This is a genomic window from Paenibacillus sp. BIHB 4019, assembly GCF_002741035.1.
Taxonomy (GTDB): domain Bacteria; phylum Bacillota; class Bacilli; order Paenibacillales; family Paenibacillaceae; genus Pristimantibacillus.
Genome location: NZ_CP016808.1, coordinates 3,994,676 through 4,010,156, shown reverse-complemented (window position 1 = coordinate 4,010,156; position 15,481 = coordinate 3,994,676). Strand labels below are relative to the sequence as shown.

Below are 15,481 nucleotides of genomic sequence, written 5' to 3'. Positions count from 1 at the left end.
CTACAACCTGGTCCATGCTGTTTACAAATCCAGATCGGTTACCGCGCCTTTTGAAGCGGAGGATACGAGCCGGGCATATTTGCCCAGCACGCCTGTTCTTACTTTGAGCGGCGGCTGTACCCACTTCGCAAGTCTCGCCTCAAATTCCTGCGGCGAAATTTCCATGTTCATTTCCTGCGTCTCGCTGTCGATCGTGATGATATCCCCCTCTTGCAGCAAGCCGATTGGCCCGCCAACCTGAGCCTCAGGCGTGACGTGTCCGACAACAAAACCGTGCGAGCCGCCCGAGAAGCGGCCATCGGTCATAAGCGCAACTTCGCCGCCGAGCCCTTTTCCGCTAATCATCGCCGTAATGGAGAGCATTTCCGGCATGCCGGGTCCGCCCTTCGGCCCGACGTATCGAATGACGAGCACATCGCCTTTTTTGATGTCATCACGCGCAATCGCATCGGCAGCCTCTTGCTCGCTGTCGTATACTCGGGCTGGGCCGCTAAAACGCATCTTTTTAAGGCCCGACATTTTAGCTACTGCCCCTTCAGGCGCCAAATTGCCTTTCAATACAACCAAAGGTCCTGTCGGCTTTAATGGCTGCTCGAAGGAACGAATGACATCTTGTCCGCTTTCCAACGGCTCGGCTTCGGCCAAGTTTTCTGCAAGCGTCTTGCCCGTTACGGTCATGCAGTCTCCGTGCAGCAGCCCTTTTTCAAGCAGCAGCTTCATCACGCCCGGCACACCGCCGATATTGTTCAAATCCTGCATCACATATTTGCCGCTTGGCTTCAAGTCAGCCAGATGGGGAACGCGGCTGCGCACCCGTTCAAAATCATCCAGCGTCAGCTTCACGCCAGCCGAATGCGCAATCGCCAGCAGATGAAGCAGCGCATTCGTTGAACCGCCGAGCGCCATCACGACGGTAATCGCATTTTCGAAAGCTTTCAGCGTCATAATATCGCGGGGCCGAATATTTTTTCTCAGCAGCTCAATAACCGCTTTGCCCGCTTCCGTACATTCCACCGATTTATTCGGGGCAATGGCTGGCGTGGAGGAGGAGCCGGGGAGCGCCATGCCCATCGCTTCTGCCGCCGAAGCCATCGTATTCGCCGTGTACATTCCGCCGCATGCGCCAGCACCTGGACATACGCTGCATTCTACCTCATGCAGCTCCTCATCCGTCAGCTGTCCTTCCTGATATTTCCCTACTGCTTCAAAGGCAGTAACGATATCAACATCCTTGCCATGCAGCTTGCCTGGCTGAATCGTGCCGCCATATACATAAACAGACGGAAGGTTCATCCGTCCAATGGCCATCAGGCAAGCCGGAGTATTTTTGTCACAGCCGCCAATCGCCACCAGCCCGTCAAACCGCTCAGCATTAACGACCAGTTCAATGGAATCGGCAATCGTTTCCCGGCTCGGCAGCGAGAACAGCATCCCCTCATGTCCCATCGAAATGCCATCCGACACCGTAATCGTATTAAAAATAAGCGGAGCCCCGCCATGCTGCTTGACCCCCGCCTTCGCTTCCCGCGCCAGCTGGTCGATATGAATGTTGCAAGGCGTTACTTCGCTCCATGTGCTGGCGACGCCCACCATCGGTTTTTTGAAATCCTCATCCTGAAACCCTACTGCCCGCAGCATGGCCCGGTTCGGCATCCGGTTTACCCCTTCGCTTATATCCTTGCTGCGTCCACGCAAATCTTCCTTCTCGGACATGTCCATCCATCCCCTCATCGTTGGTTAAATAATGGCATAAAGCTCGCGCATAGGGCGCAATAAATTTTGCTTCATCATGGCAGACGCCCGTTCAGGGTCGCCAGCCTCCATAGCTTCAATAATTGCCTGATGTTCTTCGGCTGATACATGCGTCGCCTGAACAGGCTGTTTTAGAAACACATATTTAAAGCGGCGAATATGTACCTGAAGCGAAGCGCTGTAAGAGGCCAGGTATTCATTATCTGCGGCCTCCACGATCACATTATGAAACTGCTCGTCCAGCTCCATCGCCTGAAAGGGCAGCCCCTGTTCAATCGCCGCTGAGAATTCGGCATTCAACTGCTTCAGCTGCTCAATTTGTTCGGGCACAATGACGCTGGCAGCCGTCTCTGCCGCTAATGCGTGCAAGGAGGCCAGCGTCGAATACATTTTCAAAATATCGGATTTCTCCAAACTCTTGACCTTCGTATAGTTGCCCGGATACACCTCCACGAGCTTCTGCACTTCAAGAATTTGCAAAGCTTCGCGGACGGGCGTCCTGCTGACCCCTAAAGCTTCCGCCAGCTCTGCATCGCCAATCTTCTCTCCGGGAAGCAAGGTACCATCAATAATCCATCGCTGAATTTGGGAAAGCGCTCGTTCCTTCGCTGAAATTTTTATCGGTGTTGTAAAATGGCTCGGAATAGGCATACGCATCTTCCTTTCTTGTATGTAATATATCGCATACATATACGTATATCAATCTTTTTTTTATCCATTCCTTTGTTTACCCGTTTAGACAAGGTGAAACGGCTGGCGCCTTCCTTTGGCGGCGCAGCGCGTTTCAGTCCGAGAAATAGAGAGAAAGGATTGCATTAGAATATCCTTTCCTATATTTCAAGGTGAAACGGCTTCGCCATCCTCTGGCGGCGCGGCGCGTTTCAGTCCGAGATATATAGAGAGTATGAGAAATCATATCCTTTCCTATATAAAAAAAAGAAAGCAGCCCCTCCGGACTGCTTCGGGCTGCTTCTAGCATCGGATAGCTGTTATTTTTCAGCTTCCGTTCTTTTCACTTTAATCGTCGCCGTCGTTCCGACGCCTTCCTCGCTTGCAAGCGTTAGGCTTGCGCCAATAGCTGCGGCGATTTCCTTCGCCAACGCGAGGCCAAGACCGGCGCCGCCAACGTCCTGGCGGCTTCTTGCCTCATCGACCCGGTAAAACCGGTCGAATACTTTAGACAGCGCGGCCTGCGGAATGCCGATGCCCCGGTCTATGACCCGGATCACGCTGTAATCGCTGCTCGCGCCAACTTCCAGCGTAATCGCAGCGCTGCTGTATTTGCGCGCATTATCCAGCAGGATGAACAGCAATTGGCGCAGCTTATTCGCATCGGCATACCCGTAAATACCCGGTATCCCGCCATCCGCTCCGACCTCCGAAGATGGCGGAAACTCCGCTGCCTCTAAGCCTGCCCGATCCACCTTGCCGCCACTGCTTTCGCTGCCACTGCTGCTTGCGCTGGCGAGCCGTACCTGAATATCCCGTCCATATGCCTTCTGGAAGGCTTTGGACGACTCGCTTGCGAGCTGCGCCAGATCAACGCTCTCCATCGTTAAGTTCCACTGCTCCTTGTTGCGGGCCAGCATTAGCAGCTGTTCGGTCATCTCCTTCATTCGCACCGCCTCGGAGTGAATCGCATCGATCGATTCGACGAACAGGTCGGGGCGATCCAGCCCCCGGCGCTTCAATAAGCTCGCGTAGCTTTCAATGACCGTAAGCGGCGTTTTCAGCTCATGGGAGGCATTCGAAACAAACTGCTCCTGCTTCTCAAAATTCGTTTCCAGCAAGGCGATCATCTCATTGAAGGTCGCTCCCATTTCCGCAAGCTCATCCTGCGACTGGCCTTCCGGCTGGATTTTGATAAACGTGCCGCTGCGCTGGATCGCCCGCATCGTATGCGTCATATGGGCGATGGGACGCACGATGATGCTTCCGAGCAGGCGCCCTGAAGCCACAACAGGAATCATTGCGATGGCTGTTACCGCCAGCAAAACAATTTGCAGCACCTTCAGCTGGTCTGCCGTGTCCTGCACACTTTCCGTCACCTGAATATTGACGACCGCGCCATCCGTCCAAATGACGGGAATCGATACAAGCGCGTAGCTATTCCCCTTGAAATCAATGCTTTCAATTCGCTTCTCCGCTGCATAAACAGCTTCCCGCTCGCTAAGCTGCTGCTCGCTTGGCGCAGTGACCAGCAGCTTGTCCGCCCCTTCGGCTGTCACCATGCGCAGCATGCCATTCAGGGGCACATATGCACGCAGCAAATCTGCGATCGGAACCGTCCCGGCCGACTTCAGCATGCCTTCGGAAATTTTCAGCGCTTCTGCCTCCACCCGCTCCATTTGGCTTGTCATCGTCAATTTGCTGAATAGCGCATAAACGGACAGGTTCATAGCTACGAGCAAAACCGCGAACAAGGCAGAGGAATAAAGATGTATCCGGCTGCGCAGCTTCATTGCGCTTCCTTGAGCACGTAGCCGACTCCGCGCACCGTATGGATGAGCTCGCTGGCAAAGCCTGTATCGACCTTTTTGCGCACATAGCGAATGTACACATCAACAACGTTCGTGTCGCCGTAGTAGTCGTAGCCCCAGACTGCCTCAACTATTTGCTCGCGCCCCAGCACTTGGCGCTGATGCTTCAGCAGATAGCTGAGCAGATCAAATTCACGCGGCGTCAGCTCGATGCTTTTGCCCGAACGAATAACTTCGCGCGTCGTCTCATTCAGCTTTAAATCGCCAGCCAGCAGCCATGTCCCGTCCACTAATTGTACGCCGCCTGCCTCTGAGGGAATCAAGCGCTGTCTAAGTGCCGCCCGAATTCTCGCCAGCAGCTCCTCAATTTGAAAAGGCTTCGTCATATAATCGTTAGCGCCCAAATCAAGCCCCGACACCTTGTCCTCTACGGAGCTTTTCGCCGTCAGCAAAATAACAGGCGTCGCAGCATCGGTCGCCCGGATTCGCCGTAAAATTTCGATGCCGCTAATGCCTGGAAGCATAACGTCAAGCAATACTAGATCCCATTCGCCTGTGCGGTACAGCTCAAGCGCCTGCAAGCCGTCATTCGCCTTGGAAACGCGATAACCTTCCGCTTCCAGCTCAATTTCCAGCACCCGTGCGATTTTCTGCTCATCCTCTACAATTAATATGGACTCATTCATCGCTGTCCCTCCCTGTCTCTCCGCTCCTGCCCACATCCTTAATCCAGCATGTGTGATTACGTTTATATTAGGCTATTTGTGGCAGAGGAAGCAACAACCGAGCCAAGCAGCAGCCGCGAATGCCCAAATGACAAACTGTTATTCCAATAAATTGGAATACTTCTGTTTCAAATTTCGACAACGCGATTAATAATAGCTACAAGCTTGTATATGATTATGCGAGGGGGTCCATGTGATGAAGCTCCGCCGTTATTTGGCACAACTTGTAATCGCTATCTCCGTCCTGCCGCCTAAAGGCGACAATACCGACAAAGCACATAAACCGAGCTAATAAATCCAGCTTATACATAGGAAAGCCTGCCTTCGCGAAGCAACTCTGCTATAATGGAGGGAAAACCACATCAAAGGATGATACGATGATTGAAATTTCCAGCTACAGCGTGCAATATATTAAAGACCCTTTCGGCATTTTAACCGGTAAACGCTACGAGTTTATTATCGATATTGAAGCAGCCGAGGACGACGATATTTATTCGCCTAAAGGGCTTTATGTACGTGCTGTATTTGCCAAGGATGGCGACCAAGCCAAAATTGCCAAGCACGAAATTATCGAGCGCGAGACCGAGCGCATTTTGGATTTTGAGCTGGAAGACGAGGAAGAGCAGCTTGTGCTTGCCTTCTGCCAGGAGCATTGGCACGAAGCAGACGAATAGAAGGCTGTTGAAAAATAGGGCTGGCCCGCAAGCATATACATCTGCTTGCGAGCCAGCCCTTTATTTATTACTCTGTTTTTGCTGCCTGAGCTTGCGAGAATAGCGTATGAAGCCTATAGATAACGACCGTCGCATCCGCACGGTTGGTCGGATCAATCGCGCCGAAGCTGCCGTCCGGCTTGCCTTTCATTAATCCCGCTTGTCCCACCAGCGCTACTGTATCCTTCGCATAAGCAGCAATGGTCTGACTATCGGTGAACACTGGCACGCTGCCAGCAGGCAGCTCCGGCAGCGTCTGGCCTGTCGCTTTCCAGCCGCTCGCAAGCATTACCGCCATATCCTGCCGTGTAATCGGCTCGTTCGGCTCAAATAAGCTGCCTTCTCCGCCGCTTGCTTGCGCCAGAAGCGCTGTAATGCCCGCTTTCTCAGCTGCGGCAATATATGGCGCATACCATGCGCTTGCAGTTACATCCGCAAAGCTTGATGTGCCCTCTGGCACAAGTCCGAGCGTACCCACCAGCAGCTTGACGAACTCTGCTCTAGTTACCTGCGCACCCGGCTGGAACTCCGTATCATTTTTCCCTGTTATAACGCCCTTGCCATATAAAAAAGCAATCGCCTGCTGCGCTTCCGCATACACGCCGCTCAAATCGGTGAATTCATAGCTAATGCCATCCTTCAATTCGCCAACGACAATCCCCAGTCCATTCGTCGCCATATACACACGGCCGTAGACCCTTGGATCGCCTGTAATCGCCGTATTAGCGGAACCGAATTGATGCTGGTCATCATTGATGCGAACCCAGTTTTTGCCGAGGTCCTTCGAGCGGAAAATGCCATATGTGCCGCCGATCTTCGCGTAGGAATAAAGCGTCATATTTGTTTTTCCCGGTGCCGCTTTGCCAAAACCAATCGTTGCCGCTTCCTCCACGCCTACAACCTTCGCAAACGTCTTGCCTGCATCGGCCGAATGCCATAAGCCATAGGCGCTTTCGACTTTTTTATTGTCTTTGGCTCCAGCGATCCAAATGTCGCCTTCTTTGCCTGGCATCGCCTTGAAGTTGCTTGTAATTACTTGCGGCAAGCCTGTCGCCTTCGATGCCGTGAAAGTCGCTCCGCCATCCTTGCTGACGTAGAACGCACCCGCGGCGAAGCCGTAGAAGAGCTTCGGATTTACCCGATCTGCCGATACGCGAGCCTTTTCAGGCAAGCCCTTCGATGCCGTCCACGTTTTTCCTAAATCGGTGGAGTAGCTGACTGGCCGCGCTGTCTGTTCATCCGCGCTGCTCGGGCTCCATACGATAGCACTGCCGTCTGCGCTTACAGCAGCAAAACCGCCGCTTGTTTTGTCCTCATCCGCCGCTGTCCAGGCGTTCGCTGCCGGCGTCCACGTTTTGCCGTTATCTGTGGAAACGCCCATTCTTGCTGCTGTCCCTTCCGCATGGCCGACACGCACGACGATATCTGGCTTCAGCTCGGCAAAATCAATATCCGTGCTCGTACCGATATACGGGCTCGTAATCATCTCCGGCGCTTGGTCCAGGCTTTCATGGCGGAAGCCGCCAATATCGCCCATCGCGCTCAGCAATGGCGCCCCTGACGGCGGGCTGATGAGGCCAAGCACAGCTGTTTCTTCAATACCGTCTGCCATGACGGTAATATCGACCTTTTTGTCTTTATCAAAATCCGTTAAGTTGCTCGCGCCGAACAGCGTTGCGCCCGTGCCGTACATCATATTGTCCGAATTGAATGGATCAATTTCCAAATCGCCAATCATCCAGCCAAGCTTCGGCGCAATTTCGGGAAGCTCTTTTTTCTCGCCCCAATCCAGCCAAGGGGAATCCGCATATTCAATCGTAAAACGATTTTCCCGGTTCGGATTTTCCGAAAAATCGAGCGTCCAGAAAGGCTCCCATGTCGCGCCGCCATTCGTGCTGCGGTAAATGACATCATCCGGCCACCATTTGTTCATCGTCGCTACCATTAGCGTATTCGGCTGCCGCGCATCTACTGCCAGTCCGCCATACGGATTGTCCGTATTTCCGGTAGGGCTAATATCGGTCCATACGCCGGTTGTGGTATCCAGCTTCCACACAGCGCCTTTGCCGCCATCATAAGGGCCGACAAATTCATTATATGTAACGTATAGATGGCCTTTGCCGTCCAACACCCCATGATGCGGCACAAAACCTTGCTTCGGCTGCCCCGCTACTGCTTCCCATGTTTCCCCGCCGTCCGTGCTGCGGTATATGCTTTGCTCATTGTCAGCTACGCCTACATAAATCGTTTGCGACTTTTTGCCCTTCGAGCCCGTCGCTTGATCGAACGTAATCCAAGCCACGCCAACGATATCGTCAAAATAATCCTTTACGTTGCCGCTCGCTGTAAAGCTGTCCACCTTGCTCCAGGTCTCTCCGTAATCCGTACTGCGCCACAGACCATTGCCGCTGCGCGCCCCGAGATACAAAATCCGGTTATCATTCGGATCGATGACCAGTCGCTCGCCCATCGAGCGCCCCGGCATATTGCCGCCAAGCTTGAACGGGAGCACTGTCCGCTGCCAGCTGTTTCCTTTGTCCGTCGAGCGCAAAATCATGCCCGGCGTATCTGTCCAATCGTTCGTATACGTGCCTACCGCCGCATAAACCCGATTCGTCTCCACAGGGTCCGTCGCGATGCTTTCTACGCCCAGCATGCTCCATTCCTCGAAGCCGACAAAATCCAAGAGCTGAATCCAGCTTTGCGTCGCGGGATCGAAGCGATACGCGCCGCCAATGTCCGTCCGCGCATAAATTAAATCCTTCTCGGAAGGATTATACACAATGCCGGGCACAAAGCCGCCACCCACGACCTTCGCCCTTCCCCAATCATAAGCGGGCTGCTGTGGTGCCGTTTTGCTGCTGTTTTTGTCTGCCGCTGGAGCTGGGGCCGGAGCCGCAGCTGCTGCGCTTCCCACTAAAGAGGCCGTTAATGCCGCTGCTGTCAGCAAGCTGCCAAATATCCGAATAACCAATATAAATTCCACCCTTTCCATCATAAAGTTCCTGTTTCTGTAAGCGCAAACATTTGTGCGGTTCGAAATTTGCCTGCGCCAAGTTCGTTATCTAAACTATTTTACTCTATTTAAGGCTGGTATTTATACCCTTAAAATTGGTTTTTATATCATGGAAAAATCAGGGGGAAGAAAATTATATGTTGAACCATTTTCGGGGGTCAGGTGCGATGATCGCTGCTGCGAGAAAGGCCCCGCTTCCAGCCGCTGTTGTTTTCGGATTTCTTATATTATTCCTCGCTGAGGTAGAAATCCGAAAACAATAGTCCATGCTTACGAAGATGCTTTCCTCCAGTGCCAACCTTTCTCTCCGCTCCTTCCCCCCTCTCCCTGTTCAGCTACAATAAAGAAAAAGGAAAAACCATCCGTCAGTAACATAAACCTACTGATGGACAGTCTTTCCCTCTTAAACCTTCAAAAAGTTATGGTTAGGAACTCTAAATATTTTTTGACTCGGCGGACAAAGCAGCCGCTATTTCAACAGAATCAAGGGTTTTCGCATAGGATGCGGACTCAGGAGCCGCTATTATGCTGCCTTTAGCCATTTTGACGGCCCCAAGGAGGACCATAACGGTTTTCCTGTCCGCTTACGGCCTGAAATCGATTCAAAATCCAGAATAGCGGAAACTCAGTCCTCCAATAAAAAGGGAGCGACAAGAGCTCTATGCTCTTGGCAGCAATTGCATGCTCCGGTTTGCATATACACCCTAGAGGAGCTGTTAGCGCTTCTTCCCGTCTCTGCCCCTAGACCGTCAACTCAGCTGTAACAAGCTACATCTGAGTTGACGGGCAGTGGGCTTCGCACGATTTCGAAGCGCTTAGCCTGCTACTGGGGCAGGTGAGATCAGTGCCTTGATTTTTTCCAAATCCCAGTCCGTAACGGCGGTGTAGACGCCGTCGCTGCCGATTTCTACTACAGGAACGTGGCGGATGCCGTATTTGGCTTCAAGGACGTCGCGCAAATAATCTTTGCCTTCAATATCGATATTTTCATAGGGCTGGTTGTTTTGCTCCAAAAATTGTTTCACTGTGCCACAATACTGGCAGCCTGTTTTGCTCCATACAATTACCTTTTTTGCTGCGGACATCGTTACAGCCTCCTTTATAAATATTAACCTAATACATAGTGGCAAGCGGCATAATGCTCGCTGCCAATAAGCTGCAGTTCGGGCTCCGCCTCCCTGCAGCGCTCCGTTGCCATAGGGCAGCGCGTATGAAAGCGGCAGCCGGATGGCGGATTGGCCGGAGAGGGGATTTCTCCTTCAATCGCGCGAAATGTTCGCGTTCGCCCGGGGCCGGGCTGGGGGATGGAAGCAATTAATCCTTGCGTATACGGATGCGCTGGGCGGAGAAACAGTTCCTCGCTGGGCGCAATTTCGACCAGCTTGCCCAAATACATGACGCCGATCCGGTCGGAAATATGTCTGACGATATTCAGCCCATGGGCGATAAACAAATAGGTCAGATTCATTTTTTGCTGCAAATGCTGCATGAGATTGACGATTTGCGCCTGCACCGACACATCAAGCGCCGATACCGCTTCATCCGCGAGAATAAAGCTTGGATTAAGCGCGATGGCACGGGCAATTCCAATACGCTGGCGCTGCCCGCCGGAAAATTCATGCGGATAGCGGCTGTACCAGTCTGCTTTCAGCCCGACTAGCTCCATGAGCTCCTCTACGCGCGCTTTTCTTTCCTTGCTGGCAGCATTGTCATGGACGCGCAGCGGCTCGCCGATAATGTCGCCGATGCGCCAGCGCGGATTAACCGAGCCATACGGGTCCTGAAAAACAATTTGCATATCGCGCCGCGCCTGCCGCAGCTCCGAGCTGCTTTGCCCGGTCAGCTCCCTGCCCTGAAACTTAACGCTGCCAGCCGTCGCCTGCTCCAATTGCAAAATGACCCGCCCAAGCGTCGATTTGCCGCTGCCAGACTCCCCGACGAGGCCAAAGGTTTCCCCTTTTTTTATAGAAAACGAAACGTTGTCCACCGCTCTGACCTGCGGGCCTGAACGATGCAGCAAGCCTCTCTGGATCGGATAAAATTTACTTAGCCCGCTTACCTCGAACAGATTTTCGCCTTGCTGGCCAGCCTCTTGGAGAGCCACAATCGGAGACTCAGCGGTTATTGCATTGGTTAGCCCGGCACTAGCTGCCCATTCTGCGGATTGAACGAGCTGCTCGGCATGCCAGCATGCGCTCAGACGTTCGCCTATCGCAAGCAGCGGCGGGCTTTCGCTGCGGCATCTATCCGTCGCGTAGGAGCAGCGCGGGTGAAAACGGCAGCCGGACGGCAGCTCCGATAAGCTCGGGATAGAGCCCTCGATGGAATGAAGCTTGACGCTGCGGTCGCTGTCCATCGTCGTAATCGATTGCAGCAGCCCTCTCGTATACGGATGATGCGGCTGCCCGAATAGCTCGGCTGCGGTCGCTTGCTCGACAACCTGCCCAGCATACATGACGATAATGCGATCCGCCATCTCGGCGGCAATGCCCATATCATGCGTGACTAGCAAAATCCCCATATTAAATTCTTCTTTAAGCTCTTGCAGCAAATGAAGAATTTGTGCCTGTATCGTCACATCCAGAGCCGTCGTAGGCTCATCCGCAATCAGCAGCTCTGGCCCGCAAGCGAGCGCCATGGCGATCATAGCCCGCTGCAGCATGCCTCCCGACAGCTCGCCCGGATACTGCTTCATCCGCGCCTCCGGCTCAGGAATGCCGACCCGGCGCAGCAAATGGACAGCGCGTTCCCACGCCTCGCGCTTTTTGCCACGCTGATGGCGTTCAATAACCTCGGTAATTTGGCTCCCAATTGTAAAAATCGGATCAAACGCCGCCATCGGCTCTTGAAAAACCATCGCCATCCGCTTGCCCCGCAGCGCGCGCAGCTCCTTCTCCGGCATCGCGACGAGATCCGCATCACCGAGCCTCATGCTGCCTCCGGCAATAACGCCGTTCTCATAGTCGATCAGGCGCATGATGGCTTTGGACGTAATCGTTTTGCCGCTGCCGGATTCGCCAACGAGACATACCGTTTCCCCAGGCGCAATATGAAGCGAAACGTCTGTAATGGCTCTAAGCAAGCCCCGTTTCGTCTTAAAATCAACCGTCAGATGCTCCATCGTAAGCAATTGGCTCATTTACGCTGCCTCCTTCCGCCTTCCTTCTATCAAGCCCGGCGTCTCTGCTGTCTCATCCTGTCTTATGCTCTGCTTTGCTTTGGATCTAATTGATCGCGAACCTTGTCACCCAATATGTTAATGGAGAGAACAAACAGCGTGATGGCAAGGCCCGGGAAGGTGCAAATCCACCAAGCTACGGTCAAATAGCCGCGGCCCTGAGAGAGCAGCGCCCCCCAGTCTGGAATTTCTTTTATCGTGCCAAGTCCTAGAAAGTTAAGGCCTGCTCCGGTCAAAATCGCCGTGCCAATGCCGATTGCCGCCATGACAAACATCGGCGATAAAGAATTCGGCAGCACATGCCTTACAAAGATCGATAGGCTGGACGTTCCAATTGAGCGGGAGGCGGTAATGAAGGGCCGGCCTTTAATGCTCATGATTTGCCCGCGCATCACACGCGCGTAACCGGGTATCGATGCCGCCGCAACAGCCAGCACGACATTCATCAGGCTTGGCCCCAGCGCCGCTGCAATCGCAAGCGCCAGCAGCACGCCCGGAATCGTCATCAGCACGTCGATCATCCGCATAAATACAGCATCGACTACGCCGCCAATGTATCCCGCTATCGCTCCAATCGCTCCGCCCGTCACACAGCCGACAAGCACCGATACGAAACCGATCAGCAAGGAATCCCGGCTGCCATGCACGACAACGCTGAATACGTCACGTCCAAAATAGTCGGTCCCGAACACATGCTGAAGGCTTGGCGGTTGCATGATTTGATCCGTATCCATCAACGTAGGCGAATAGGGAGCAATCAAGCTCGGAAATAAAGCACAGCTGATAATAAACAATACGATAAGCGCTGCGGCATAAATCAGCAGGTCCGCAGGCGCCAGCCTTATTAATTTGCGGGTTTTCGCAGCACCTTCTGCCCTGCTCTCTTGCCATATCTGTTTGCCAATGACGGCTTGCTTCATATGAATCTTTTGCCCCTTTCTACCTGCGCTACTGGGTACGCCTTACGCGCGGATCGATCAACGTATAGGAAATGTCCACAAGCAAATTCACAACAATATACACGATCGCCGAGAAAAAAATAACGCCCTGCACGACTGGCAAATCCTTTGCCATAATCGCATCGGCAATAATTCGCCCAATGCCTTGGCGCGAGAACACCGTTTCAATAACGACCGTTCCGGCCATCAAATCGCCAATAATAACGCCAACCATCGTCAATGCCGGAATTAGCGCATTTCGCAGCGCATGTTTATACATGATGAAGCGCCCTGGCAGCCCCTTCGCCCGCAGCGTGACGATAAACGGCTCATTTATGACTTCAAGCATGCTATTGCGAACCATCCGCACGATAAAGCCTGAACCAACGAAGCCCAGCGTAATGGCGGGGAGCACCAGCGTGCTGAAGCCATCCGAGCCCATAGCCGGAAACCAGCCCAGCTGCACCGAAAAAATAAGAATAAGTAAAATGCCCGACCAAAATGTCGGCATCGAAATGCCGAATAAACCAACGATTCGCGCGACGATGTCAATCCAGCGATTGCGATGAATGGCCGACAGCACGCCTAGCGTGACGCCGATGATGACCGCAAGAAGCGAGCTTAACGCCGTCAAAGCAAGCGTGGCGGGAAAGTGCTCGACGATCTTCGGCAGTACCGGCTCCGAATTTACGATTGATTTTCCAAAATCGCCCTGGAGCACATGCAGAAAATATTCGCCAAACCGCTCATAGAACGGCTGGTTTAGCCCAAGCTGCTCCCGCAGGTTAGCAATCATCTCCGGTGTGGCCGAAGACGGATCAAGAATAAGGAGCGCAGGGTCGCCGGGCAGCACATTGACGATACAAAAGACGAGCACCATCGTGCCGACCAGCACCAGCAAGGACGTATAAAGCCGAACGCTTACCGCTTTTAACATGCTGCATCTCCGCTCCTTTCCTACTTTTATTATAAAATTGCGATATGATTACTTGGTTATATACACATCATTAAAGATCGGATAGCCCAGCGAGTCAAAAGCTAATCCTTGCACCTTTTTCGAGGCGGCTACTGTATAAGGGAACACATAAATCGGAATAATGACGGCCTTATTAATAATAAGCTGCTGTGCTTCCTTATAGATTGCTTCACGTTTCGTCTGGTCCTTCTCGATTGCGCCAGCCTCAAGCAGTTTATCGAGCTCAGGATCGGCTAAATTCGGCAAGTTTTGACGGGACCCCGGCGCTGTTGTGTGATAGATGGAATAAAGCGCGTTAGGATCAGAATTCACTTGGCTGTTGCCATATAGGTCATAGTTATTGTTCCCATAAACGACGGTTGCGACATCCTTCGTAATTTCCACATCTACCTGAATGCCCAGCGGCTTAAGCTGCTGCTGCACAATAGCGGCGATATCATTGCGCTTCTCGCGGTTTGGCGAGCCATCGACATAATGGAGCGTCAGCTTCTTGCCGTCCTTTTCCCTGATGCCATCGGCCCCTGCTTTCCAGCCCAGCTCGTCAAGCAGCTGCTTCGCTTTCTCGATATCCGGCTTTACGCCGCCTTCCAGCGAAGCGTCATAGCCGAAAATGCCCGGTGACAGCGGCGACCACGCCTGTTCATAAGTTCCGAGATACAGCGTTTTGACAATTGCCTCGACATTGATGCCAAGCTGCAGCGCCTGCCGAGCCTTCAGTTCATTCCATGGCGCCTTGCTATGATTAATGAACAGCGTATAAGGCAGGCCAACGGTGTTGGCTTGATATAGCTGGCTGTTCGCATCATTTTTTAAGGAGAGAATATTTTGCGGGGGTACCGTCTCAGCGGCAAGCACTTGCCCGCTTTGTACGCTTCCAATCCGCGTAGCCTCCTCAGGCACAATTTTGAAAATGATTTTATCCAAATTCGGCGCGCCCTGCTGGCTGACCGTTTCTGGCGCCCAGTTGTAATCGGGGTTTTTCTCTACGACGATTTCCGAATTTTCATCCCATTTCACAAACTTGAAGGGCCCTGTTCCGACGGGATGCTTGGTGAATTGATCGCCGTCCTTCTTCGCCGCCGTCGGCGACACGATGCTGAGCAGCGCTTGGCTTACATTGCCCAAGAACGCCTGCGACGGCTCGGATAGGTTCAATTTGACCGTATACTCGTCAATGACCTCCGAGGATTCATAGGGCCTAACGAGTGCTAATGCATTCGCAGCTTTCGTCTCCGGATCAATGATCCGGTCAAAACTATATTTCACCGCTTCAGCGTTGAAAGGTGTGCCGTCCTGAAACTTTACATCCTGGCGAAGCTTGAACGTGTATGCTTTGCCATCCTCCGACACCGACCATTCCGTTGCCAGCCAAGGCTTGATCTCTCCGCCTGGAAGCTGGACGACCAACGTGTCGTAAAGCGTACGAATGACCCTGACCGCAACGGCAAGGCCGCTGCGATGCGGATCAAGCTGATCGGGAGAGGTCGCAAGGGCATAGCTCAGTTCTCCGCCTGGAGCAGGCGTGCTGCTCTGCTCCGCCGAAGCGGCTGGCGCCTCGCCAGTACCGCTTCCGCCAGCCGCCGCGCTGTTTTTGCCCGTCCCCCCGCTGCATCCTGCCAGCACGAGAGTAACCGCTAACGCCATGCTTGCCATTTTCATCCAAATGACTCGTTTATTTAATGCTGTGCTCATATCTCTCATCC

At 53.1% G+C, this 15,481-nt stretch carries 11 protein-coding genes; 1 reads left to right on the top strand and 10 read right to left on the bottom strand.

Going from position 1 to position 15,481, the window contains the following annotated elements; genetic code table 11:
• Positions 1-21: 21 nt before the first annotated feature.
• The 4 genes from ilvD to BBD42_RS17410 form a co-directional block, all read right to left on the bottom strand.
• A complete protein-coding gene (gene ilvD, locus BBD42_RS17425) occupies positions 22-1,713 on the bottom strand; it encodes a dihydroxy-acid dehydratase (RefSeq protein WP_099519191.1) in 1,692 nt (563 codons plus the stop codon).
• Positions 1,714-1,737: 24 nt separating this feature from the next.
• Positions 1,738-2,403 (bottom strand): GntR family transcriptional regulator, encoded by a 666-nt coding sequence (locus BBD42_RS17420; RefSeq protein WP_099519190.1) that lies wholly within the window; start codon positions 2,401-2,403, stop codon positions 1,738-1,740.
• Between the two features lie 338 nt (positions 2,404-2,741).
• Entirely contained in the window at positions 2,742-4,214 is a 1,473-nt protein-coding gene (locus BBD42_RS17415) for a sensor histidine kinase (RefSeq protein WP_099519189.1), read from the bottom strand.
• Entirely contained in the window at positions 4,211-4,918 is a 708-nt protein-coding gene (locus BBD42_RS17410; RefSeq protein WP_099519188.1) for a response regulator transcription factor, read from the bottom strand. Before BBD42_RS17410 ends, BBD42_RS17415 begins: the two co-directional genes overlap by 4 nt.
• Positions 4,919-5,334: 416 nt before the next feature.
• On the opposite strand from BBD42_RS17410, the gene BBD42_RS17405 reads away from it, so the two are divergent.
• On the top strand, positions 5,335-5,631 hold the full coding sequence (locus tag BBD42_RS17405) for a DUF6509 family protein (protein WP_099519187.1): 297 nt from the start codon (positions 5,335-5,337) through the stop codon (positions 5,629-5,631).
• Positions 5,632-5,698: 67 nt separating this feature from the next.
• On the opposite strand, the gene BBD42_RS17400 is transcribed toward BBD42_RS17405, so the two are convergent.
• The 6 genes from BBD42_RS17400 to BBD42_RS17375 all read right to left on the bottom strand — a co-directional run bounded on the left by BBD42_RS17400 (position 5,699) and on the right by BBD42_RS17375 (position 15,470).
• Positions 5,699-8,644, bottom strand: coding sequence for an S-layer homology domain-containing protein (locus BBD42_RS17400; RefSeq protein WP_348272569.1), 2,946 nt, complete (start codon positions 8,642-8,644; stop codon positions 5,699-5,701).
• An 857-nt stretch (positions 8,645-9,501) separates the two neighbouring features.
• Positions 9,502-9,771 (bottom strand): glutaredoxin family protein, encoded by a 270-nt coding sequence (locus BBD42_RS17395; protein ID WP_056041432.1) that lies wholly within the window; start codon positions 9,769-9,771, stop codon positions 9,502-9,504.
• A gap of 23 nt (positions 9,772-9,794) precedes the next feature.
• Positions 9,795-11,825: an ABC transporter ATP-binding protein gene (locus tag BBD42_RS32680; RefSeq protein WP_099519185.1), complete on the bottom strand. Its 2,031-nt coding sequence runs from the start codon at positions 11,823-11,825 to the stop codon at positions 9,795-9,797.
• Between the two features lie 62 nt (positions 11,826-11,887).
• Complete coding sequence (locus BBD42_RS17385; protein WP_099519184.1) at positions 11,888-12,784, bottom strand: ABC transporter permease; 897 nt, start codon at positions 12,782-12,784, stop codon at positions 11,888-11,890.
• 28 nt (positions 12,785-12,812) lie between these two features.
• Positions 12,813-13,739 carry an ABC transporter permease gene (locus tag BBD42_RS17380; RefSeq protein WP_099519183.1) on the bottom strand — a complete coding sequence of 309 codons (927 nt, stop codon included), beginning with the start codon at positions 13,737-13,739 and terminating at the stop codon, positions 12,813-12,815.
• Positions 13,740-13,787: 48 nt separating this feature from the next.
• On the bottom strand, positions 13,788-15,470 hold the full coding sequence (locus tag BBD42_RS17375; protein ID WP_481855881.1) for an ABC transporter substrate-binding protein: 1,683 nt from the start codon (positions 15,468-15,470) through the stop codon (positions 13,788-13,790).
• Positions 15,471-15,481 lie beyond the last annotated feature (11 nt).

Bases quoted from the DNA above. Each gene is read 5' to 3' on its own strand.
- BBD42_RS17375 (WP_481855881.1), bottom strand. From the start codon at position 15,470: ATGAGCACAGCATTAAATAAACGAGTCATTTGGATGAAAATGGCAAGC.
- BBD42_RS17420 (WP_099519190.1), bottom strand. From the start codon at position 2,403: ATGCCTATTCCGAGCCATTTTACAACACCGATAAAAATTTCAGCGAAG.
- BBD42_RS17380 (WP_099519183.1), bottom strand. From the start codon at position 13,739: ATGTTAAAAGCGGTAAGCGTTCGGCTTTATACGTCCTTGCTGGTGCTG.
- BBD42_RS17405 (WP_099519187.1), top strand. From the start codon at position 5,335: ATGATTGAAATTTCCAGCTACAGCGTGCAATATATTAAAGACCCTTTC.
- BBD42_RS17410 (WP_099519188.1), bottom strand. From the start codon at position 4,918: ATGAATGAGTCCATATTAATTGTAGAGGATGAGCAGAAAATCGCACGG.
- ilvD (WP_099519191.1), bottom strand. From the start codon at position 1,713: ATGTCCGAGAAGGAAGATTTGCGTGGACGCAGCAAGGATATAAGCGAA.
- BBD42_RS17395 (WP_056041432.1), bottom strand. From the start codon at position 9,771: ATGTCCGCAGCAAAAAAGGTAATTGTATGGAGCAAAACAGGCTGCCAG.
- BBD42_RS32680 (WP_099519185.1), bottom strand. From the start codon at position 11,825: ATGAGCCAATTGCTTACGATGGAGCATCTGACGGTTGATTTTAAGACG.
- BBD42_RS17385 (WP_099519184.1), bottom strand. From the start codon at position 12,784: ATGAAGCAAGCCGTCATTGGCAAACAGATATGGCAAGAGAGCAGGGCA.
- BBD42_RS17415 (WP_099519189.1), bottom strand. From the start codon at position 4,214: ATGAAGCTGCGCAGCCGGATACATCTTTATTCCTCTGCCTTGTTCGCG.